The 21,488-nt window shown below is 63.5% G+C and carries 22 protein-coding genes; 12 read left to right on the forward strand and 10 right to left on the reverse strand.

What is annotated here, in order from left to right:
- Positions 1–149 precede the first annotated feature (149 nt).
- From ACMLHZ_RS14910 to trkA, 4 genes are all read right to left on the reverse strand, one after another.
- A complete protein-coding gene (locus tag ACMLHZ_RS14910; RefSeq protein WP_418668460.1) occupies positions 150–578 on the reverse strand; it encodes a DUF2871 domain-containing protein in 429 nt (142 codons plus the stop codon).
- Between the two features lie 167 nt (positions 579–745).
- Positions 746–1,420, reverse strand: coding sequence for a GNAT family N-acetyltransferase (locus ACMLHZ_RS14915; RefSeq protein WP_418668461.1), 675 nt, complete (start codon positions 1,418–1,420; stop codon positions 746–748).
- Positions 1,421–1,485: 65 nt separating this feature from the next.
- The gene (locus ACMLHZ_RS14920) at positions 1,486–2,937 is read right to left on the reverse strand and encodes a TrkH family potassium uptake protein (protein ID WP_418668462.1); all 1,452 of its coding nucleotides are present in this window, start codon (positions 2,935–2,937) and stop codon (positions 1,486–1,488) included.
- A 41-nt stretch (positions 2,938–2,978) separates the two neighbouring features.
- The gene (gene trkA, locus ACMLHZ_RS14925; protein ID WP_418668463.1) at positions 2,979–4,337 is read right to left on the reverse strand and encodes a Trk system potassium transporter TrkA; all 1,359 of its coding nucleotides are present in this window, start codon (positions 4,335–4,337) and stop codon (positions 2,979–2,981) included.
- Between the two features lie 344 nt (positions 4,338–4,681).
- Between trkA and ACMLHZ_RS14930 the strand changes: the two genes are divergently transcribed.
- From ACMLHZ_RS14930 to ACMLHZ_RS14940, 3 genes are all read left to right on the forward strand, one after another.
- On the forward strand, positions 4,682–6,028 hold the full coding sequence (locus ACMLHZ_RS14930; RefSeq protein WP_418668464.1) for a hypothetical protein: 1,347 nt from the start codon (positions 4,682–4,684) through the stop codon (positions 6,026–6,028).
- A 38-nt stretch (positions 6,029–6,066) separates the two neighbouring features.
- The gene (locus tag ACMLHZ_RS14935) at positions 6,067–6,660 is read left to right on the forward strand and encodes an AAA family ATPase (RefSeq protein WP_418668465.1); all 594 of its coding nucleotides are present in this window, start codon (positions 6,067–6,069) and stop codon (positions 6,658–6,660) included.
- Positions 6,661–6,823: 163 nt separating this feature from the next.
- Complete coding sequence (locus ACMLHZ_RS14940) at positions 6,824–8,227, forward strand: NAD(P)/FAD-dependent oxidoreductase (protein WP_418668466.1); 1,404 nt, start codon at positions 6,824–6,826, stop codon at positions 8,225–8,227.
- A gap of 283 nt (positions 8,228–8,510) precedes the next feature.
- Here ACMLHZ_RS14940 and ACMLHZ_RS14945 read toward each other — a convergent pair whose 3' ends face one another.
- The gene (locus ACMLHZ_RS14945) at positions 8,511–8,837 is read right to left on the reverse strand and encodes a helix-turn-helix domain-containing protein (protein ID WP_418668467.1); all 327 of its coding nucleotides are present in this window, start codon (positions 8,835–8,837) and stop codon (positions 8,511–8,513) included.
- A gap of 414 nt (positions 8,838–9,251) precedes the next feature.
- Here ACMLHZ_RS14945 and ACMLHZ_RS14950 point away from each other — a divergent pair, with 414 nt between their 5' ends.
- The 7 genes from ACMLHZ_RS14950 to ACMLHZ_RS14980 all read left to right on the forward strand — a co-directional run bounded on the left by ACMLHZ_RS14950 (position 9,252) and on the right by ACMLHZ_RS14980 (position 13,685).
- Positions 9,252–9,728 (forward strand): peptidylprolyl isomerase, encoded by a 477-nt coding sequence (locus ACMLHZ_RS14950; protein WP_418668468.1) that lies wholly within the window; start codon positions 9,252–9,254, stop codon positions 9,726–9,728.
- On the forward strand, positions 9,725–10,168 hold the full coding sequence (locus tag ACMLHZ_RS14955) for a GtrA family protein (RefSeq protein WP_418668469.1): 444 nt from the start codon (positions 9,725–9,727) through the stop codon (positions 10,166–10,168). The genes ACMLHZ_RS14950 and ACMLHZ_RS14955 overlap by 4 nt, the downstream gene beginning before the upstream one ends.
- Positions 10,169–10,322: 154 nt before the next feature.
- The gene (locus ACMLHZ_RS14960; protein WP_418668470.1) at positions 10,323–10,643 is read left to right on the forward strand and encodes a PadR family transcriptional regulator; all 321 of its coding nucleotides are present in this window, start codon (positions 10,323–10,325) and stop codon (positions 10,641–10,643) included.
- Positions 10,640–11,473 (forward strand): DUF1700 domain-containing protein, encoded by an 834-nt coding sequence (locus ACMLHZ_RS14965; protein WP_418668471.1) that lies wholly within the window; start codon positions 10,640–10,642, stop codon positions 11,471–11,473. The genes ACMLHZ_RS14960 and ACMLHZ_RS14965 overlap by 4 nt, the downstream gene beginning before the upstream one ends.
- 3 nt (positions 11,474–11,476) lie before the next feature.
- On the forward strand, positions 11,477–12,424 hold the full coding sequence (locus ACMLHZ_RS14970) for a DUF4097 family beta strand repeat-containing protein (protein ID WP_418668472.1): 948 nt from the start codon (positions 11,477–11,479) through the stop codon (positions 12,422–12,424).
- 37 nt (positions 12,425–12,461) lie between these two features.
- Positions 12,462–12,653, forward strand: coding sequence for a PspC domain-containing protein (locus ACMLHZ_RS14975; RefSeq protein ID WP_418668473.1), 192 nt, complete (start codon positions 12,462–12,464; stop codon positions 12,651–12,653).
- Between the two features lie 96 nt (positions 12,654–12,749).
- Positions 12,750–13,685, forward strand: coding sequence for a lysostaphin resistance A-like protein (locus ACMLHZ_RS14980; protein ID WP_418668474.1), 936 nt, complete (start codon positions 12,750–12,752; stop codon positions 13,683–13,685).
- Between the two features lie 91 nt (positions 13,686–13,776).
- On the opposite strand, the gene ACMLHZ_RS14985 is transcribed toward ACMLHZ_RS14980, so the two are convergent.
- From ACMLHZ_RS14985 to ACMLHZ_RS15000, 4 genes are all read right to left on the reverse strand, one after another.
- Positions 13,777–15,222, reverse strand: a complete 1,446-nt coding sequence (locus ACMLHZ_RS14985; RefSeq protein WP_418668475.1) for a hypothetical protein — start codon at positions 15,220–15,222, stop codon at positions 13,777–13,779.
- On the reverse strand, positions 15,219–15,707 hold the full coding sequence (locus ACMLHZ_RS14990; protein WP_418454073.1) for an RNA polymerase sigma factor: 489 nt from the start codon (positions 15,705–15,707) through the stop codon (positions 15,219–15,221). The genes ACMLHZ_RS14985 and ACMLHZ_RS14990 overlap by 4 nt, the downstream gene beginning before the upstream one ends.
- A 135-nt stretch (positions 15,708–15,842) precedes the next feature.
- Positions 15,843–17,384 carry a HAMP domain-containing sensor histidine kinase gene (locus ACMLHZ_RS14995; RefSeq protein ID WP_418668476.1) on the reverse strand — a complete coding sequence of 514 codons (1,542 nt, stop codon included), beginning with the start codon at positions 17,382–17,384 and terminating at the stop codon, positions 15,843–15,845.
- 13 nt (positions 17,385–17,397) lie between these two features.
- Positions 17,398–18,084, reverse strand: a complete 687-nt coding sequence (locus tag ACMLHZ_RS15000; RefSeq protein ID WP_418668477.1) for a response regulator transcription factor — start codon at positions 18,082–18,084, stop codon at positions 17,398–17,400.
- 159 nt (positions 18,085–18,243) lie between these two features.
- Between ACMLHZ_RS15000 and ACMLHZ_RS15005 the strand changes: the two genes are divergently transcribed.
- Together ACMLHZ_RS15005 and ACMLHZ_RS15010 are read left to right on the forward strand one after the other, a co-directional pair.
- Entirely contained in the window at positions 18,244–19,059 is an 816-nt protein-coding gene (locus ACMLHZ_RS15005; protein WP_418668478.1) for a glycerophosphodiester phosphodiesterase family protein, read from the forward strand.
- A gap of 19 nt (positions 19,060–19,078) precedes the next feature.
- Positions 19,079–20,428: an MATE family efflux transporter gene (locus ACMLHZ_RS15010; RefSeq protein WP_418668479.1), complete on the forward strand. Its 1,350-nt coding sequence runs from the start codon at positions 19,079–19,081 to the stop codon at positions 20,426–20,428.
- Between the two features lie 163 nt (positions 20,429–20,591).
- On the opposite strand, the gene ACMLHZ_RS15015 is transcribed toward ACMLHZ_RS15010, so the two are convergent.
- The gene (locus ACMLHZ_RS15015) at positions 20,592–21,356 is read right to left on the reverse strand and encodes a type III pantothenate kinase (RefSeq protein ID WP_418668480.1); all 765 of its coding nucleotides are present in this window, start codon (positions 21,354–21,356) and stop codon (positions 20,592–20,594) included.
- Positions 21,357–21,488: the final 132 nt, after the last annotated feature.

Genomic DNA, 21,488 nt, shown 5'->3' on the forward strand with positions numbered 1-21,488 from the left:
ACAAAAAAACGGGATGGACACCCCGGGGACGGGGCGTCCATCTCGTTTTTATTATGCGCGGAAACGGGGAGAAAACAATTGCGGCCGGAACAGAATCGCAGGGGCGCCGCGGGCCTTTCGCCCTGTGCCGGAGGGTTGGAACGCCGGGGTCAGGCCGGCTGCTGGCAGGCGGCCACCCGGCGGCCGAGCAGCAGGAACAGGCGCACCAGCGCCACGGTGAGCAGGATGTGGAACAGGCCGGTGACGCCGCTGAGGGCGGCGTCCGGCCCCTTTGCCAGCGCGAGGCCGAACACCTGGGAAAAGCCCCGCAGGCTCATCATGACGGCGGCGCCGACGACGCCGACGTTGTAGAGCGCAAAGACGCCCTTGAACTTGCCGTCGGCCCACAGGCCAAAGCCCTTTTCCAGCGCCAGCAGCACCAGGCAGAACAGCATGCCCAGGGCAAACAGGTGGGTGTGCACCCGGGCCAGGGCCGTGGGCGCGGTGTAGTGCAGAAACTTGCTGGTCTCGCGGAAAACGACCCCCATCACAATGCCTGCGACACCATAGGCGAACGCGGCGTTCAACAGTTTTTTCATAGCGATCCCTCTTTCTATATGATATTAGTTATTATTATAATTTATGGAAACCGATTTTGCAAGCCCCGCGGGCGGCGGCCTGTGACTTTTTGGAAAAAGAAAAGGGCGGGGGAAGCATTTTGCTTCCCCCGCCTGGACAGGGCCTGCAGAGCCGAGACCGCGCTGTTTTACGCCTCGGGCCCGAGCAGGGAGTTTGCAAGGATATAGAACTCTTCCTGGCTGGGCTGCCACTTTTTTTCGAGCGGCTCGAGCCCCTCGTCGAAGAGCCTGGCCTGCTGTTCGTCGAGCTGCATGACCGGGCTGTCGTGGTAAAACCACTTGCGGCCGTCCAGCGCGCCGGGGCGAAGCTCTTTTGCCAGCATGGCGGCGGGGTACGCGCCGTTTGGCAGGCAGACGTTGTATTTGCGGCAGCTTTTGAAGCCGCGGCTGACGTAATTGCCGGGGACGCCGAAGATCACGATGAGATCGAAGCCGAGGGCGGCGGCTTTTTGGAAGGAATGCCCGAGCAGCCGCTTGCCATAGCCCTGCCGCTGGTATTGGGGCAGGACGCTGAGGGGGCCGAAGGTGAGGATGGGCTTTTCGAGGCCGGTTTCATCCACCAGCCTTGCCCTGGTGTACATGATGCTGCCGATCACCTGGCCGCCCAGCTCGATCACGAGGTCGAGCTGGGGCACAAAGTCCGGGTGGGAGCGCAGGATGTGCGCCAGATAGTGCTCGGAACAGCCGGGCACATAAAGGTTATAAAAGGCTTTGCGGGTGATCTCTTCGACCCGCCTGTAGTCGGCGGGGGTTTCGTTTCGGATGACGATGGGGGAAGGGCTTTGAAGGTCTGCCTGGTGCATGGATGAATTTCTCCCAAAACAAGTTTTAAATGAGTATTGCCGGTTTTCGGCCAAAAAAACGGGTGTCAGATGCGGCGGCTCCAGCTGTGGCGGCTGACGAGGGCCAGGAGGGGAAAGATCTCGAGCCGGCCCAGCAGCATGTCGGCCGTGAGCACGAGCTTGGGCAGATCGCCGAAGGCGGCGTAGTTTGCCATGGGGCCCACCACCCCGAAGCCGGGGCCGATGTTGTTGATGCAGGCAAACACCGCCGAGAAATTGCTCTCGAGGGGGAAGCCGTCGAGCGAGATGAAGATGAAGCTGGCGAACACGATGAACCAGTAGGCGGCAAGATACGCCGACACGCCCTGCTGCACCTCGTCCTCGACCACCTTGCCGTTCACGTGGACCAGCTGCACGCTGCGGGGGCGCAGGGTACGCCGGATGTTGCACCGCAGCACCTTGGCCATGATGACCAGCCGGATGACCTTTACGCCGCCGCCGGTGCTGCCTGCACAGGCGCCGATCAGCATGAGGCAGAGAAGGATCGCCTTGGAGAAGGCGGGCCAGAGATCAAAGTTCACGGTGGAAAAGCCGGTGGTGGTCATGATGCTGCTGACCTGGAAAAAGGCGTGGCGAATGCTCTCGCCCCAGCTTGCCATCATGGGGCGGATGTTCCAGGCGATCAGCCCGCCCGCCGCCAGCAGTACCAGCACATAGCAGTGCAGCTCTTCGTCTTTGGCAGCCAGCCTGAAGCGCCGCAGCAGCAGAAGATAATAAATGCTGAAATTCACCCCGAACAGGGCCATGAAGATGGTGACCACCCATTGCAGGTAGGGGGTGTAGCTTGCCATGCTGTCGGCTTTTACGCCGAAGCCGCCGGTGCCGGCGGTGCCGAAGGCGGTGCACAGGCTCTCGAACAGGGGCATGCCGCCCCCCAGCAAAAACAGAACACAGAGCGCGGTGAGGGCAACGTACATGGCGTACAGGATCTTGCTGGTCTGCTTGAGGCGCGGGGTGAATTTGCCCACGCTGGGGCCCGGGCTCTCGGCGCGCATCAGATAAAAGGCGCCGCTTTTGCGCCCGGCGGGCACGATGGCGAGGGCAAACACCAGAATGCCCATGCCCCCCAGCCAGTGGGTGGTGCTGCGCCAGAACAGCAGCCCCCGGCTGAGGAGGGCGGGGTCGGCCAGGATGGAGGCGCCGGTGGTGGTAAAACCACTGACCACCTCGAACAAAGCGTCCACATAGCGGGGGATCTGGCCGCTCAGGTAGAAGGGCAGGCAGCCCAGCAGCGACATGACCACCCAGCACAGGCCCACGGTGACAAAGGCCTCCTGGGCAAAAAAACCGCCCTTGGCCCGGCGGCCGGCCAGCAGCAGGGCGGCCGCCGCAAGGCCCATGAGCGCCAGAGAGACCACAAAGGCCAGGGCCACGCCGCCCTCGCCGTCGGCCCAGCACCAAACGAGGCTGGGCAGCATAAAAGCCATCTCCACCAACAGGATCAGGCCGATGGTGTGGCTCACAACACGAAAGTTCAAGGCCGCAACTCCTTTTTTGCCCGCCTTGCCGGCGGGCGTGTTCACGCAAAGATATCGTTCATGCGCCGGAACTGGCTTTGGCGGGTCGTTACCACGATGGCGGTATCGCCGGTTTCGTAGTGGGTGGCGCCGTCCGGGATGATGGTGTCGGGGCCGCGGGTGATGCAGGAGATCAGCACCCCGGGCTTTACAGGCACGTCCTTGAGGGGCACACCCCGGTGAAGGACCGTGTCGTCGACCCGGAATTCCAGGGCTTCGGCCGCGCCCTCGGCAATGTGGTGCAGTGCCAGGATGCTGCCGGTCTTATTCTGCATGGCGCGCACATACCTTGTGATGAGGGCGCTGCACAGTTCTTTGGGGCTGACCACGCTGCCCACGCCCATGTCCATGAACATGTGGCCGTATTCCAGCCGGTTGACCTTGGTGACCACCTTGCGCACGCCCTGGGCGTGGCCGTACATGCTGATGACGATGTTTTCTTCGTCCATGCCGGTGAGGGTGACAAGGGCGTCGGTCTGGGCCAGGCCCTCGCTGGCCAGCAGGGCCTGGCTGGAGCCATCGCCCCAGACTACCGAGGCGCCGGGCAGCTGGTCGGCCAGAAGGCGGGCGCGGGCGCGGTCCTGCTCCACGATTTTGACCGAAACGCGGGCGTCCAGAAGGCGCTGGGCCAGGTAATAACTCACCCGGCCGCCGCCCACCAGCATGACCTGGCGGATCTTTTGCTTTGTGATGCCCAGATTTTTGATGAGCTGGGCCAGGTTCACCGCCCGGGCGGTGACGAAGATGCGGTCGCCCCGGCGCAGCACAAAGCTGCCGTCCGGGATGGTGACCTCGCCCTCGCGCAGCACCGCGCACACCAGCACCTTGACCTGGGCGATCTGGTAGAGCTGGTTTAGGGGAACGCCGTCCAGGCGGCTGCCCTCGTCGATGCGCAGGCCCACGATCTCGACCCGGCCTTTGGCAAAGCCGTCGCGCCGGATGAAGCTGGGAAATTGCAGCAGGTGAAAGATCTCGCGCGCGGCCGAAAGCTCCGGGTTGATGGTGAGCGAAAGGCCCAGTTCCTCGCGCATGACGTACAGCTGCTCGGAATATTCGGGGTTGCGCACCCGGGCGATGGTGTGGATGCGGGGGTTCAGCTTTTTGGCCGTGAGGCAGCACAGCAGGTTGATCTCATCGGCGCTGGTGGCGGCGATGAGCAGCTCGGCCTCGTTCACCTTGGCCTGCCGCAGCGCCTCCAGGGTGGCCGCGTTGCCCTGCACCGCCATGACGTCGTCGAGGTACATGTTGGCCTGCAATACGTGGGGGTTGGAATCGACAATGGTCACGTCGTGGCCCTCGTGCAGCAGCTGCCGGGTGAGGGCGATGCCCACCTTGCCGTCGCCGGCGATAATGATCTTCATGCCTGGCACTCCCTGTTCTTTGTGATGGGAAAACGGGCCCCGCGGCCCGCACAAAACACAGCGCGCCCCGCCGCCCCAAGGGACCTGCGCCGCGCACTTACCTATACTATAACCGCACAGCGAAAAAGAAGCAAGTGACAAAGACGCTTTTTCGCCAAAACCAGCCCCGGAACCGGACAAAAAGCCCCTTTTGGAAAAAGCGCAGCGGGCGCGCCGCCCGGCGAAACCGCCTTGCCGGACCCGGGGATGCGGCGGCTTTTTCTTGACATGGGCCGCCGCGTGGGATACCATAAAGATAAGAAAGGGCGGCATGCCGCCGCCCGCAAATTTGGGACGGAGCGAAGATGCAGAACGCAAAAAATGGGTATATCCTGGCCGGCACCGAGGCGTTCACCCGGGGGGAACTGGACAATGTGGCCCTGGCTGAAAATGCGGTGTGCCTGGAACAGACGGCGGGCCGCTATGTGCTGTATGGGTGCTACACCTCGCCGGTGATCGCTTTCCCGCCGTTTACAGAACTGGCCATGAGCTGGAACGCCGAAACCCCGCAGGGCACGGTGGTGGAGGCGCAGGCCCGGGTGCTGGTGGACGGCGCATGGAGCGGCTGGATGAGCTTTGGCAAGTGGAGCCCGTACCTTTCGCGGGCCAGCGCCTGCCAACCGCCCGCAGCCCCGGCCTACCTGCAGGGCGACACGGTGCATGTCCCCCAGGGGCGTGCGATCCAGGCGCAGCTGCGCATTTATCTTTATACCGACGACGAGCGCCAGACGCCCAGTGTGCGGCTGCTGGCGGCCAGCGTGCGCCCGGCGGAGTGGGCCCAGGAGCCTGCCGCGCCCTATGGCCGCCTGCTGCGGCTGCCCGCCTACAGCCAGCAGGTGCGGGACCCGGCGCTGCGCCAGGGCATGAGCGCGGCCGCCGCGCTGGCGAGCCTTGTGAACCGGTGGGGGCAGGACGCGCTGCCCGAGGAGCTGGCCCACGCCATGTTCGACCACGGCGGCCCCGGCTGCCACAACCACGCCTTCGCCGCGGCCCTGGCAGGCGCCTACGGCTACGAGGCGTACCTTGCGTACCTGGACCCGGCGGCGGTGTGGAACCATGTGAAGCTGGGCGAGTCGGTGGCATTGGCGGTGCACTACGCCGCCACGCCCGAGGACGCGCAGGCCACCGGCCTGCCCCTGCTGCCCGGCGCGTTTGCAAACGGCGAAAACCAGCTGATGGCGCTGCGCGGGTTCGAGCTGGCGGGCGACACGGCGTTCGCCCTGGTAAACGACAGCCTGGCACCCAGCGACCGGGAGGCCGAGCACCGCTATAAGGCCGACGACCTGTGGAAGGCGTACAGCGGCCGGGCCCTGCTGGTGCGGGGCAGGCACAAGGAGCAGGGCGCAGGCAGCCCCGGCCGCCGCCACGCTGCGCTGCGGCCGCTGCCCCAGGTGGGCGCTTACATGTTCCAGACCGAGGGGGGCGAGGACCAGCCCCTGCCCGCAGAGTTTGCAGGCACGATTGCCTGCGCGGTGCAGGACGGCACGGCCCACGCCACCACGGCCCACAAGCATTTTTGCTACGTGCAGGCGGCGGCCGACGGCGGCGTGCACCTGCCGCCCGAATTGCTGGGCGAAAGCAAAAAGATTACGGTTTACGCCATCTGGCCCAGCGGCTGCACGCTGGTGGGCGAGGTGAACACATCCGGATAAACCGGCCCGCCGGGCCGGAAAAAGAAGGGGGTCATACCATGGAACGCACCATCATTGCACTGAGCCGCGAATACTGCACCGGGGGCATCGGCATCGCCCGCCAGGTGGCCGAGACGCTGGGGGTGCCTTTTTACGACAAGGAGCTGATCACCCTTGCCGCCAAGGAGAGCGGCCTTTCGGAGGAGGCGGTGGCCGCCAGCGAAAAGCGCCGCACGGGCAGCCTTTTGTACGGCCTTTACACCATGGGGGCCGACCTGCCCCTGAGCGACCAGGTGTACATCATCCAGAGCAAGGTGATCCAGTCGCTGGCGGAAAAGGGGCCCTGTGTGATCGTGGGCCGGTGCGCAGACTATGTGCTGCGGGACGACGAGCGCCTGCTGAGCGTGTTTTTGCACGCGCCCGCCGACTACCGGAGAAAGTGGGGCCTTGCACAAAAGCAGCTGCCCGCGGACCTGGACGACCGCGCCCTGGAAGCGCTGATCGAGAAGGAGGACAAACGCCGCGCGGGCTACTACAACTATTACACCGAATACCGGTGGGGCGCGGCCGGGCACTACGACCTGTGCCTGAACGCCGAGCTGGGGCCGGAGCTGTGCGCGGGGCTGATTTTGCAGGCGACCGGAAGAAAATAAAAGAAAAGATGCGTTATCTCTTGACAATAGTATGACTTTGTGCTAATAATAAAAGGGATAAGGCATTGCAAACAAGCATTTTAGGCCAGCTGCCGGCGTCCGCGGGCGGCTGGCTTTTTTGCGGCCACAACCACAATTTTGTTCACAGGAGGGCTTTTTGAACATGTATGATCTGGTGATCGTGGGCGCCGGCCCGGCCGGCATTTTTACCGCGCTGGAGCTGCTGCGCAAGGGTTCAAAGCAAAAAATGCTGATCGTGGAGAAGGGCCGCCCGGTGGAAAAGCGCCACTGCCCCAAGGCCGAAACCGGCCGCTGCATGAACTGCAAGCCCTACTGCCATATCACCACCGGCTTTTCGGGCGCGGGCGCCTTTTCAGACGGAAAGCTGAGCCTGTGCTATGAGGTGGGGGGCGATCTGCCCAGCCTGATCGGCGAACAGTTTGCCCAGGAATTGATGGACTATACCGACGGCATCTACCTGGAATTCGGCGCGGACCCCCACGTGGAGGGGGTATACGACGGCGAGGAGATCAAGGAGATCCGCAAGAACGCCATCCAGGCGGGGCTGAAGCTGGTGGACTGCCCGATCCGCCACCTGGGCACCGAGAAGGCCCAGGGGCTTTACCTTGCCATTCAGAACTACCTGGCCGATCACGGGGTGGAAATGCTGTTTGGCACCGAGTGCACCAACATCCTTTTGGAGGGCGACCAGTGCCTGGGGGTGCGGGTGCGGGAGAATGGCGGCGCGGAGCGCGAGGTGCGGGCAAAGCGCACGGTAATCGCCACCGGCCGCCGCGGCGCGGACTGGCTGGAAAACATCTGCGCCGAGCACGGCATCGCCCACAAGCCCGGCACGGTGGACATCGGCGTGCGGGTGGAGGTGCGCAACGAGGTGATGGAAAAGGTGAACAAGGTGCTGTATGAGTCGAAGCTCATCGGCTACCCCAAGCCCTTTAAAAACAAGGTGCGCACCTTCTGCCAGAACCCGGGCGGCTTTGTGAGCCAGGAGAACTACGACAACGACCTGGCGGTGGTGAACGGCCACTCGTACAAGGAAAAAAAGAGCCCCAACACAAACCTGGCCATTTTGTGCAGCCACAACTTCACCGAGCCCTTCAACCAGCCCATCGAGTATGCCCAAAAGGTGGGCGAGCTGACCAACATGCTGGGGGCGGGGCACATTATGGTGCAGCGCTACGGCGATATTCTGGACGGCAAGCGCACCTGGGCCAAGGAGCTGAGCCAATCGAACGTAAAGCCCACGTTGGTGGACGCGGTGGCGGGCGATATTACCGCCGCCATGCCCTACCGGGCCATGACCAACATTGTGGAGTTTATCCAGATGCTGGACCAGGTGGTGCCGGGCTTTGCCAGCGGCGAGACCCTTTTGTACAGCCCGGAGCTGAAATTTTACTCGAACCGCATCCGCATGGACGCGGACCTGGTGACCAACATCCGGGGCCTGCACTGCCTGGGCGATTCTTCCGGGTGGACGCGGGGGCTGATGATGTCCAGCGTGATGGGGGTGCTGATGGGGCAGAAGATCATGCAGTGGGAGAAGCGCTGAGACGAAGAAGGGCCAAAAGAGAGCTTTGGCCTGAATGGTGTCAATGGTGTCAAATGGTGCTGCCGGCTGAAGAAAAGAGCACAAGGTTTTTATTAAAAAAGATCCTGCCCGTGAAAAACATCGCGGGCAGGATCTTTTTTGTGTATGGACTATTCCAGCAGGGTGAGGAAGGTGCGCACCTTTGCGAGTTGGTTTGGAAGTAGGCGCTGAACACCCCGCGGACTTTTTCGATCTCGAAGCGCTGCGCCTTGGAATACAGTCCTTCTTTCATTCTCATTATCCTCTACTGGTATTCCTCATTGACCATCACGTTGATAACACGAAAAATCCGTTCCCGCTCCTCCGGCGGTAAATTCTGTAATTTGTCGTCAAGCTCTGTCTCCCGGATTTTAAAGCCGCATTCCAAAACATCCTGAAGTACCAGGTCGGCGGACGTTCCCAGCGCTCCTAATATATTTACCAGGACTTCGAGGCTCGGCGCGCGAACACCGCGTTCTATTGTTGAAATCGCACTTACCGTCACCTCGATTGTCTCTGCCAATTCACTTTGGCTAAATCCTACTTGTTGCCGCGCTTCTTTGATCCTTCTGCCTATTTTCTTTTTGTCCATATTACTTCCCATACCTAACATTAGCAGTGATTACGGCCCAAAGCCAGACTCATCTCATATTCCGATACGCCTTTGCCAAAACGAAGTGTGGTAATGCGCCCGCGGATAAATGGACGAAAAGCATCCCGTTCCACACGTCCACCCCACTTTCATTATTACTGTAACTAATGATAAACATTTTAAAAGTGGCTATATAAGGATTTAAAATGTTAATTATATTTAAAAGTATGATTAAAAGTGTTATAGTTTAAAAATGGAAAAAGAAAGAAATAAATATGGGACGATTTGGAGAAAAAAGCAGTGCGGGAAACGCCGGTTTGCCGTTTTTTTAAGCATATGCTATAATACTTGCACAATACTAAAAACAGCGCGCGCGGCCCCCAGGGCGCCGCGCGCGGGAATGGAGAAACGAGTATGGTACGCATCACCATGAAAAACGGCGGCGTGATTGAGCTGGAGCTGGACGAAAAGGCCGCGCCCCTGACTGTGGAGAACTTTTTGAAGCTGGTGAACGAGGGCTTTTACGACGGCCTGACCTTCCACCGCATCATCCCCGGGTTCATGATCCAGGGCGGCTGCCCGGACGGCACCGGCATGGGCGGCCCGGGCTGGCACATCAAGGGGGAGTTCCAGAAAAACGGCTGGGAGAACCCCATCCGCCACAGCCGCGGCGTGATCAGCATGGCGCGGGCCATGGACCCGGACTCGGCCGGCAGCCAGTTCTTCATCATGCACGCCGACGCGCCGCACCTGGACGGCAGCTACGCCGCCTTTGGCCGGGTGGTGAGCGGCATGGACGTGGTGGATGAGATCGCGGCCGTGCCCACCGGTTATGCCGACAAGCCCAAGGAGCCCGTGGTGATGGAGAGCGTGCGGGTCGTGGAAGAATGACCGAGCGGCTCAAGCAGCTGTGGACTAAATATTACGAGCAGCTGACCTACCTGATCTTTGGGGGGCTTGCCACCCTTTTGAACATTGTGCTTGCCATGGTGTTCCGCAGTTTCGGTATGCCTACCACCCTGAATACGGTGCTGGACAACGTGATCTGCATCCTGTTCGCCTACACCACCAACCGGCTGTGGGTATTCAAAAGCCGCAGCAGGGGCGCCGACGCGCTGCGGGAATTCGGCTCGTTCATTGCCTGCCGCGTGGGCACCATGGTGATGGACGTGGCGGTGATGTGGCTGGGGGCCGACGTGATCGGCCCGGCACTTGTGCCCGCCGCCTGGCTGGGGCTGTGGTTTTTGGGCGTGAAGGTGTTCTCGAACGTTTTGGTGATCGTGTTCAACTACGTTTTTTCCAAAAAGATCATTTTCATCAAGAAAAAGTAGGCTGCCAGGCACATTTTTTGCCGAAACTGAAGCATTTGCAAAAGGTATTTCGTTTGAATGAACGAAATACCTTTTATTTTTTGCAATATGGTATTGACAAATAATATTATACGAAATATAATATTGCTACAGACACAACAAAGGAGGCGAGGGCATGGCGTTTAATACGGGAGCGGCCCTGCTGGATGCATTGGTTTTGAGCACAGCGGCGCGGGAGCCGACCTATGGCTACCGCATCACCCAGGATGTGCGGCAGATCATGGTGGTGAGCGAGAGCACTTTATACCCGGTGCTGCGGCGCCTGCAAAAAGAGGGGTATCTGGAGACCTACGACCAGGAATTCGCGGGGCGCAACCGGCGCTATTACCGGCTGACCGAGCCGGGCGGCGAGGCGCTGGAGCAGTACCGGGTGGACTGGATCGACTACAAGACAAAGATCGACGCAATGCTGTTGGGAGAGGGGGAAGCGCAGTGACCAGGGAGGAATTTTTGCAGCGGCTGGACAAGGCGCTGCTGGCGCAGGTGACCGAGGAAGAGCGGACCGAGGCCATCCAGTTTTACGAAGAATACTTCAGCGAGGCGGGCCCCGAGCAGGAGGGGGCCGTGCTGGCCGAGCTGGGCAGCCCCGAAAAGGTGGCGGCGATCATCAAGGCCAACGTGCCGGGCAGCCGCGCCGAGCAGGCGGCGGAACAGCCCGCCGCGCAGCAGGAGGAGTCGCCGGCCGAGGCAGCCCCCGCGCCGCAGCTGACCCTGGAGGGGCCGGACTGGGCCGCCGGCAAGCCGCAGGAACAGCCCCGGGAGGAAGAAGAAGCTCCGCAGGAGGCGCAGCCCGAGCACCAGATCCCGCTGCCGGTGTATGCCAGGCCGCGGGCGGCGGGCGCGGCGGCCATTGCCCAGAGCGCGCCCGTTTACGGCCCCCGGGCCGGCGCGACGCGCCGGGGCCTGAGCAACAACACGATCCTGCTGATCGTGCTGGCGGTGCTGCTGATGCCCCTGTGGGGCGGGCTGCTGACCGGCGTGCTGGGGGTGCTGTTCGGCATTCTGTGCGTGGGCTTTGCGCTGGTGATCGCGGGCGGCGCCACCATTGTGGCGGTGATCACGGTGCTGGCGGCCAACGCCTCCGCGGCCTTTGCCGCCGGCATTCCGGTGGGCCTGCTGACCGTGGGCGTGTGCATGGTGGCGGCAGCGCTGGGCATCCTGCTGATTGCGGGCGGGCTGTGGTTCAACTTCCGGGCGATCCCCGCGCTGTGGCGCGGTGCCAAAAAAGCGATCAACCGGCTGCTGGGCCGCCGGAAGGAGGCGTGACGAATGAAAAACTTTATTCGGGCCTGCGCGGGCCTTGCGGCCGTGTTCCTGGTGCCGGGCATTTTGTGCCTGGTGATGGGCACGGCGATGGGCGGCAGCTGGAGCGAGGCGATGCGCTACACCAGCGTGGGCGTTGGGCGGTACGGCAGCGTGCACCTGCTGGGCTGGGACGACGGCTACGTGAGCGACTGGGGAGAGTATTACACCGGGGAGCACCACGGCGGCTGGGCGGCGCCCGAGGCCCCCGAAGCCCCGGAACCGCCGCAAGCGCCCACCGCGCCCACGGCGCCCGGCGCCACCGAGCTGCGCCAGCGGCTGGGCAGCTATAACGGGCTGGAGAACCGGGCCCCGGAAACAGTGGCGAAAGCCACCAAGCTGGAATTTGAGCTGAGCGGCACCAAGGAGATACAGATTATCCCGGCGGAGGGCTTTGGCCTTTACGCCGAGGGGGACGTGGGTACCCTGACCACCCAGATGGACGGCTCCACCTGGAAGGTGGAAACGAACCACCGGCGCACAGTGGCCGGCACGCTGTACGTCCTGCTGCCGGAGGGCGCGCAGTTTACCGAGATCGAACTGATGGTCGGCGCGGGCGGCATCAACGGCAGCGGCCTTTCGGCGGATAAGCTGGAGGCCACCGCGGGCGCAGGCGCGGTCGATCTGACCGGGGTGTGGGCCCGCAAGCTGGAGCTGACAGCCGAGGCGGGAAGCATTTCGGTGCAGGGCGAGGTGACCCAGAAAGCAGAGCTGGACGCTCAGGCGGGCTACATTTACCTGCTCACCCCGAAGCCCGCCGACTATGGCTACAAGATCGAGTGCAGCATGGGCAGCGTGAGCATCGACGGCGACACCTACAGCGCTTTGAGCAGCAGTGTGAAGCACAATTCCCACGCAGCCACGATCTTTGACGTGGAATGCAGCGTGGGCAGCGTGGAGGTGGCATTTGAGTGAGCCCCGACCCATACAATTAAAAAGGAGAGAGTGAATTATGGAACCAAAACGTTTGACGAAGGGCCATACCAAAATGATCTGCGGGGTGTGCAGCGGCCTGGCCGAATACCTGAATGTGGACGTGACGTTGGTGCGCCTGGGCGTGGTGGTGCTGACCGCCGTGTGGGGCAGCGGCCTGCTGGCGTATATCGTGGCGGCCATCATCATGCCCGAGCCCCCGCTGGAATAAACCCAAAACGGTCCGGCACAGGGCGGCAGCCTGCGCCGCCCTGTGCCGCTTTGCGGCCCGGCGCGCCGGGCTTATGGAAAAGGAGATGCGGATCCAATGAAAAAGATATTCTTTTCGCCGGACGGCTGCCTGCGCAGCGGCTGGCAGATGGCCCTTTACATGGTGGTTTATTTTGCGGTGAGCCAGGCGGTGACCATGGCGCTTTCCATGGTGGTGAACCCCCTGCTGCTGTTTTTGCTGGGCGGGGTGGAGGGCGTGCGGGCCTGGCCCGGCCTGATGGCGCTGAACTACATCCTGTTGGCAGTGGTGAACCTGGTGGCCGCCTGGGCCCTGGCGGCGCTGTTTGCGGCCCTGAACAAAAAGCGGGGCGTAAAGCTGCGCTTTGGCGTGAGCGGCAAGGGGCTGCGCCAGCTGGGCGCGGGGCTGCTGGCGGGCGCGGCGTCCATGGCGGTGGTGGCCGCCATGCTGTACGGCTTTGGAGACATGCGCTTTACCGGCTTTGGCTTTTCGCCCATGCTGGCGGTCTACCTGGTGCTGTTCATTACGGTGGGCATTACCGAGGAGACCCTGTGCCGGGGCGTGCTGCAGGGAGCTTTGGCCGGCCGTGTGCCCGCGGCGGCGGTGGTGCTGGTTCCCAGCGTGCTGTTTGGCCTTCTGCACTTTGCAAACCCAGGCTTCGGCCTGCTGCCCTGCCTGAACATCATCCTGGTGGGGGTGCTGTTCGCGCTGGTCACCCTGCGCAGCGGCAGCCTGGCAGCGGCCATTGGTTACCACATCACCTGGAACTTTTTCCAGGGCAATGTGTTCGGCATCCTGGTGAGCGGCACCGACACCAACGCCGCCAGCCTGATCTCGGGGGAGCTGACCCGTGCGAACATTTGGAACGGCGGAAATTTCGGCGCCGAGGGCGGGCTGTACGTGACCCTTCTTTTAGCGGTGAGCCTCGCGCTGGCCTGGAAATTCTGGCCCAAGGGCGAAGCCCCGGCGGCCCTGCGCGGGGGCGAAAAAACGCGCCTGCCGGAAACGGAATAAGGCGCGAAAAAAGAGAAAGAGGCCCGGAACGCACAGCGTTCCGGGCCTCTTTGCGGCAAAAAAGCGATCGGCCGGGAAGGGGGAGGAGGGTTCAGTTGAAATGCTCGGCCCAGGGCACGCAGTATTCTTCGGGCAGGGCGCTGACCTTGTATTTGACGTAGCAGGTATACCGATCGCTGCCCGGAAAGGCATCGTAATGGGCTTCTTCGGGCGTGAGGGGCGTTTTGAGGGTGAACACATACACCGGCTGGATGTAGGGGTTCATGGGGTCCTGGTCGTATTCCAGCTCCCAGGCGACCAGGTCGCCGGAAGAAAGGGCGTAATCCCGCCGGCCGTTTTGCAGCTCGGCGTCCAGCCGGGCGTCGAGGGCGGCTTTGGCCTCGCTGAGGGTGCGCAGGGGGTAGGTGGCCACCACGCCGGCGGCGGGGGGAAGGGTCAGGCGCGCAAGGTCCAATTGGCCGCTGGCGTCCAGCGAGCCATAGACGCGCTTGAAGCTGTAGTCCAGCAGCTTTTGGCTGATGGTGCCGGCCCCGGAGCCTGCCTCGTAATAAAAATGGGTGAACCACTCGTAAACAGCCTCGCCCGCGTAGGTGTAAGAGAGGATAGGGGCCTGGTAGGCGGAAACCTGGAGCCCGGCCAGACCGGCAAACTGCGCGAGGGCCGCGTCGTCGGCTTGGCGGGCGGCGGCAGGGTTGGAAAATTGGGCCTCGCCGCTGGCCCCGGCGGCGAGGTTTTGGAGGGTGAGGGCGGTGCCCGAGGCGCTGAGCCGCCAGAGGGCGGAACCCGCGGGCTGTTCTGCGGCGGGCAGCTGATCCTGCCACAGGTCGGCGTTCACCAGGCGGCCGGTGGAGGAATAGGGCCAGAGCTGGGGGGTGGGATAGCCGGTGGGGGCGGGGCCGGGGTCGTCCGCCTGGAGGGGCAGGTTTAGAAAATCGGCGGCCTTTTGCAGCATGTCCTGCAGCGAGCTGCCGCCCTGCCGCCCGCTTTGGGCATAAAAGACCGGCAGCTCGGCGGGCAGGCGCTCCTGCGGCAGGTTATAGGTGGGGTTGGCGGTTTTTAATTCGCCGGCGGTTTTTGCAAGATAGACAACTTCGCTGCCCATGCCGCCGGAACCGGTTCCGCCCCAGACGAGCACGGGGCGGCCGTCCACCCGGCCCAGGTCAAAGCCGGAGCCGTCGGTCTTGGCGGTCCCGCCGGAAACGCGGGGAGCGGCCTCGGGCGAGCCGGTTTCGGGAGAGCCGGCGGCGGGCGCGCAATCGTTTGCGGCGGCAAGCTGGGGATCGCCGGCCGTAGCGCCCGGGTTCAGCAGGCCGCTGCGCAGGGCCGCGGGCACGGCCACAAGGGCGAAGGCGGCGGCTGCCGCCAGGGGCAGCGCGGCTTTGCGCCAGCGGAGGGCCCGGGGGTTGCGGGTGCAGGGCTGCCCTGCTTCGCCGGGCTCTTTTTGTGCCTCGGCCATTTTTGCCAGGGTGGCGGCCTTCCAGCCTTCGCCGGGGGTGACCTTGGCCATGGCGCTGCGGTAGTGCTCTAAGTTGCTCATGGCTCGAAGTCTCCTTTCAGGGCGGTTTTTAAGAGGGCCCGGCCGCGGGAAAGCTGGCTGAGCACAGTGTTCTGGTTCAGCCCCAGCAGGCCGGCGATCTCGGCGGTGGAATAGCCCTCGATGTAGTGCAGGTAGATGACCTGCCGGTATTTGAGGGGGAGCTTTGCCACCGCCTCCACCACGCCTGCCTCCTCGGGGGTGAAGGGGGCGGCGAGGCCCTCGTCCAGCGGGCCGGTGCGGCGCTGCCAGGCGCTGCGGAAATGGCTTTTGCACCGGTTGATGGCGCAGCGAAGAAGCCAGGCTTTTTGATGCTCCGGGCTCTCGAAGGCCGGGGCGTTTTTTACCAGGCTCAAAAAAACTTCTTGGGCGATATCCTCCGCGTCCTGCGGATTCTTCACCAGGGTGTAAGCGGTGCGCAGCACCAGAGGGCCGTATGCCTCCACGGCCTCTTCCGGGGCCAGCACGGCGGCCGCAGCAGCCTCCATCCCGGCGCCCCCTTTCTGTATGGGATACAAAGTTACCTGCCCTATTATTGCATGCCCGGACAAAAAATGCAAAAAAGCCGCCGCCCCAGGCTGGGGCGGCGGCCGGAAAACAGGGAAGAAGCCGGAAGGAGGGGTTCAGCTGTTTTTGGCCTCGAACCAGAACACGCTGCCCTGGCCGAGGGTGCTGTCGACCCCGAAGCGGAAGCCGTGGCTTTGCAGGATGGCCTTGGTGATGGAAAGGCCCAGGCCGGTGCCCACCTTGCCCGCGTCGCTGCGGCTGCGGTAATAGCGGTCGAAGATATAGGGCAGGTCCTCGGCGGCGATGCCCGCGCCGTGATCCTCCACCTCCACCCGTGCGCCGCCGCCCGCAAGGGGCAGCACCCGCAAAAGGAAGATCCCGTCCTCGCCGATGTGGTGCAGGGCGTTGCCCAAAAGGTTGTGGAGCACCCGCTCCATCATGGCGGGGTCGGCCAGAACGTCGCAGGGGGCGGCGGCTTGGAGCTGGAGGCGGCAGCCGTTCTGGGCGCAGAGGGCATCGTACCGCTGGGCGACCTCTTCGCACAGCTGCGCGATATCAAAGGTGACGCGCTGGGGCTGGTCGGTGCCGCTGGAAACCTTGGAGAGCTCCATCACGCTGTTCACAAGGCCGGACAGGCGGTCGGTCTCGTCCACGATCACGTTGAGCTGCTCGGTGCGCTTTTGCGGCTCATCGCCGGTGAGGTCCCGCACGGTCTCGGCATAGCCCTTGATGAGGGTGAGGGGGGTGCGCAGATCGTGGCTGACGTTTGCCAAAAGGTCACGCTGAAGCTGGGCGGCCCGGTTCACCTGGCCGGCCATGTGGTTGAAGTCCTGCGCGAGAAGGCCGATCTCGTCGGTGGTGGGAACGTCGACCTGCACCTTGTAATTGCCGTCGGCCATTTGGCGGGCGGCGTGGCTGAGCTTGGTGAGGGGGCGGGTGAACCACCGGCTGAACCACCAGGCCCCGCCCACCGAGAGGGCCAGCAGCACGGCCAGCAGCACGGGCATGAGCTTGCCCATGACCACCGCGGCCTCGCTGACCCGGGTGAGGCTTGCGGACAGGATCACGGTGTAGCTGCCGTTGTCGCCGTTGGAGGCGCGCTTGCCCACCACGAGCTGCTGGTTGCCGCCCGCGCCGTTGACCGTGATGTTGCAGGCGCCCTGCTCCATCACGATGCGGCGGATCGCAAGCATGTTGCTGGTGTCGTATTCGTTTTCGCCCACCACCCAGTTGCGCAGGCTGCCGCTGGTCTCGTGCAGCAGGCAGGGGTACAGCCCCTCGAAGCCGATGACGTACTGCATGGTGCTGTCGGCAATGTCGACACAGCTGTTGTGAAAGTCCAGCTTGCCCTCGCCGGCGAGGGCGTTGATCTGGTCCCAAAAATCCCAGTTGAGCTGCACCCGCGCGCCCGGAAGAAGCAGGGGGCGGCTGCTGATGGGGTCCTCGCTTGCCTCGATGAGGGCGGCGATGGTGTTTACCTGTGCCGAGAGGTGGTTGTAGATGTAGCGGTTGTAGAGCGGCTGCAGCAGCTGGACCGAAAAAAACCACACCAAGCCCAGCACGAAGGCGCTGAACAGGCACAGGAACAGCATGAGCTTTGCGCGCAGGCCCCAGAAGGGATGCTCTTTTTTGACCGGCTTTTTTACTGCCTGTTTCAAGATGTGCGCCCTCTCACTTGACCGCGTCCGGGTCGAATTTGTAGCCGATGCCCCACACGGTCACAATGGCCTCGCGGTAACGGCCCAGGTGGCCGCGCAGCATTTTGATGTGGGTGTCGACCGTGCGGTCCTCGCCGTAGTAGTCGTAGTTCCAGACTTTTTGCAGAATGCGCTCGCGGGAGAGCGCGAGGCCCTTGTTGGAGGCCAGGAACACCAGAAGGTCGAACTCCTTGGGGGTGAGGGGGGCCTCCTGCCCGTCCACCTTCACGCTGTGGCTGGCTTCGTCGATGGAGAGGCCGGCGAAGGTGTACACGCCGCCCGCGGCGTCCGGCCGGGGCATGGTGCGGGCCAGCACCGCCTTGACCCGGGCCACCAGCTCGCGGGGGCTGAAGGGTTTTACCACATAGTCGTCGGCCCCGCCCTCAAGACCCGCCAGCTTGTCGTATTCCTCGGCCCGGGCGGTGAGCATGATGACCGGGGTGGTGATCTTGCGGCTGCGCATCTCTTTTAAACAGGTCATGCCGTCCACAAAGGGCATCATGATATCCAGGATCACAAGGTCGATGCCCCCCAGGCTCAGCGCGGCCAGGGCGGCGCCCCCGTCGCTGGCTTCCTCGCAGACAAAACCGTCGTGTTCCAGGTGGGCGCGGATGAGTTCGCGGATGCGGGGCTCGTCGTCCACGATGAGAATTTTTGCCATGGTACGGATCCTCCTCTCGCAGTGTGTTTGTTCTTATAGTACCATAATAAAAGCAGGATGTGGAAAAAATGTGAAAGCCGGCGGAAAAATGTGTGCCGGATGGATTGACGGCGGTGCGGCGCGGCGGTAGAATGATGAAACGAGAGGGGGAAAAAGACCATGATCGAAATTTTGATCGTTCTGGCCGCGCTGGTGCTGGCGGTGCTGTTTGTTGTGCGCCCCGGGCGGGTGCGCCCGGCCCAGCTTGCGCCGTTCCAGGGCTGGAACTATGCCCACCGGGGGCTGCACACCCAAGACAAACAGGTGGCGGAAAACAGCCTGCCCGCCTTTGCCGCCGCCGTGGCGGCGGGGTACGGCATGGAGCTGGACGTGCAGCTTTCGAAAGACGGCCAGGTGGTGGTGTTCCACGACGACACGCTGGACCGGGTGACCGGCGTGCAGGGCAGGGTGGACGCGTTTACCTGGGAAGAACTGCAGAAAATGCCGCTGTGCGGCGGCGCGGAGCGCATGCCCCTGTTCACTGAGGTATTGGCGGTGGTGGAGGGCAAAACGCCGCTGATCGTGGAGCTGAAAAGCGGGCCGCGCAACCGGGAGCTGTGCCAGAAGACCCTGGCGCTGCTGCGGGAGTATGAGGGGCCCTTCTGTGTGGAGAGCTTTGACCCCACCGTGGTGGCCTGGTTTAAAAACAACGCGCCGGACATTGTGCGCGGCCAGCTGGCCGACGATTTCGGCAGCTATAAAAAAATGCCTGCGCCGATGGCCTTTGCGCTGAGCCGGTGCCTGGGAAACTGCCTGGCCCGGCCCCAGTTCATTGCCTGGGGGCCCCGCAAAAAGAATGTGATGGTAAAGCTGGCCGAGGCCTTTGGCCCCATGAAGGTGTTCTGGACGGCCCACGCCGACATGGACACGGAGGCCCTGCAGGCCGAGTACGACGGGGTGATCTTTGAATTTTACGCCCCGCCGCCCCGCTATTGAACGGAGGAAACGATACGGTATGACCCTTGACATGACCCGGGGAAGCCCGGCGAAATTGATTTTGCAGTTCAGCCTGCCGCTGTTTATCGGCAACCTGTTCCAGCAGTTCTACAACATGGCCGACACTTTTATTGTGGGCCGCACGCTGGGCGCGGGGGCGCTGGCCGCCGTGGGCTGCACCGGCGGGCTGAACTTTTTGGTGATCGGCTTTGCCCAGGGGCTGGCCGCGGGCTTTTCGATCACCACGGCGCAGCGCTTCGGCGCGGGCGACGCCGAGGGGGTGCGGCGCAGCTTTGGCTGCTCGGCGGTATTGTGCGGGCTGGCCACCCTGGTGCTGACCCCCCTGACCGTGTGGGGGGCGCCCCACATTTTGCGCATGCTGCACACCCCCGAGGATATTTTGCCCGGCGCCGAAGGATATATCGGGGTGATCTTTGCGGGGCTGGGGGCCTCGATGCTGTTCAACCTTTTGGCAAGCGTGCTGCGCGCCGTGGGCGACAGCCGCACCCCGCTGTATTTTCTGATCGTTGCCAGCGCGCTGAACGTTGTGCTGGACATCGTGTTTATCACACGGTTCCACATGGGGGTGGCGGGCGCGGCCTGGGCCACGGTGCTGGCCCAGCTGTTCAGCGGGGCGCTGTGCATTTGGTACATTGCCCGCCGCTTTGCCCAGCTGCACTTTAAAAGGGACGCGCTGCGGCCCGCCTGGCCGGAGGCCGCGGCGCACCTGCGGATTGGCTTTCCGATGGCGTTCCAGTACAGCATCATTGCCATTGGGGCGATTGTGCTGCAGGTGGCGGTGAACGACCTGGGCAGCGACGCGGTGGCGGGCTTTACCACCGGCGACCGGCTGGTGAACCTGTTTGCCCAGCCGCTGGTGAGCTTCGGCACCACCATGGCCACCTTCGCGGCGCAGAACTACGGGGCGGGGGACTACCTGCGCATCCGCAAGGGGATGTTCCAGTGCCTTGCCATGTCCACCGGGTACAGCCTGGCCGCAGGCGCGGTGAGCATCGCCTTCGGCAGGCCGCTGGCCCGGGTGTTTTTGCCCGGGCAGGAGGGGGTGGTGGAGCTGGCGCATACCTACCTGCTGATCGTGGGCGTGGCCTACTGGGTGCTGGGGGCGCTGTTTGTGTGCCGGCTGAGCCTGCAGGGGCTGGGGCGCAGCTTTGCGCCCACCTTTGCCGGCGTGATGGAGCTGATCATGCGCTCGGGCGCGGCGCTGCTTTTGGCGGGGCCGCTGGGCTTTGCGGGCGTGTGTTTGGCGGAGCCGCTGGCCTGGGCGGGCAGCGCGGTGCCGCTGTTCATTGCCCTGACGCTGGAGCTGCGGAGGCTGACGGCGCGGCAGACCATCGCCACCCGGAAATAAAAACAGGCAAAAAGGCCGGGGGCCGTGTTTCAAACACGGCCCCCGGCCTTTGGCTTTTAACGGCCCTGCACGGTAAACCTTATTTTAAAAGGCAAAAGGCGCGTTTGCCGCCCCGTGCGGGGGCAGGCAAAGCACATGCCCGGAAAACGGCCGGCTTTTCCGCTCAGGGGCGATTGCGCTGGTAGTAAAGGTACAGCCCCTCCAGCAAAAGGTGGGGGCAGGGGGTGACCGGGCCCTGGCAGAAGGGCGCCACCAGCGGCGCAAGGCCGCCGGTCACCAGCAGGAAGGGCGCGCCCTCGGCGGGATCCAGCTCGGCCGAGATGCGGCGGAACATACCCTCCAGCAGGCTGGCCGCGCCCAGAATGACCCCGCTGCGCATGCTTTGGGCCGTGGTGATGCCGAGGGCCCGGTCCGGCGGTTCAAAGGCCACCGTGCGCAGGTGGCTGGCCCGGCCCACCAGAGCCTCCAGCCCCAGGGCGACGCCCGGCGCGATGGAAACGCCAAGAACATCGCCCGCGGCGTTCTGGGCGCAGAAGGTGGTGGCGGTGCCGAGATCCGCCACGATGGCGGGCACAGCGCCGCGCTTTTTGGCCGCAATGGCCCCGGCCAGCATGTCGGCGCCGATCCGGTCCCGCGTGAGGACTTTGAGGCCCAGATCCCCCTCGTACCCCAGGAGCACCGGGGAAAGGCCGGTCGCGGTTTGCATGGCGGCGGCCACCGGCCCGGTGAGCGGCGGCACCACGCTGGAGAGCGCGCACCCCGCAAAGGTGGGCGAGCCCCAGCTTTGCAGCGCCCCGGCAATCGCCCGGGCGTAGTGCCCGGCATCCTTTGAGCGGTCGGTGGGAATGCGGGCGGTAAAGGCGGGCGCCCCGTTTTGCCAGGCCGCCAGGGTGAGATCGGTGTTGCCCATGTCGATCAAAAATACCATGGTGCAGCCCCTCCTGTTTTTATGATGTGAACAGTATACCAAAGGCCGGGGCTTTAAGCAAGGGCGCGCTGCATTATCCGCGCCGCCCAAGAATAAACAAAGCCCGTGCAGAATAGGTATGAATAGACAGTT

The organism is Allofournierella sp. (genome assembly GCF_048388525.1).
GTDB lineage: Bacteria > Bacillota > Clostridia > Oscillospirales > Ruminococcaceae > BQOK01.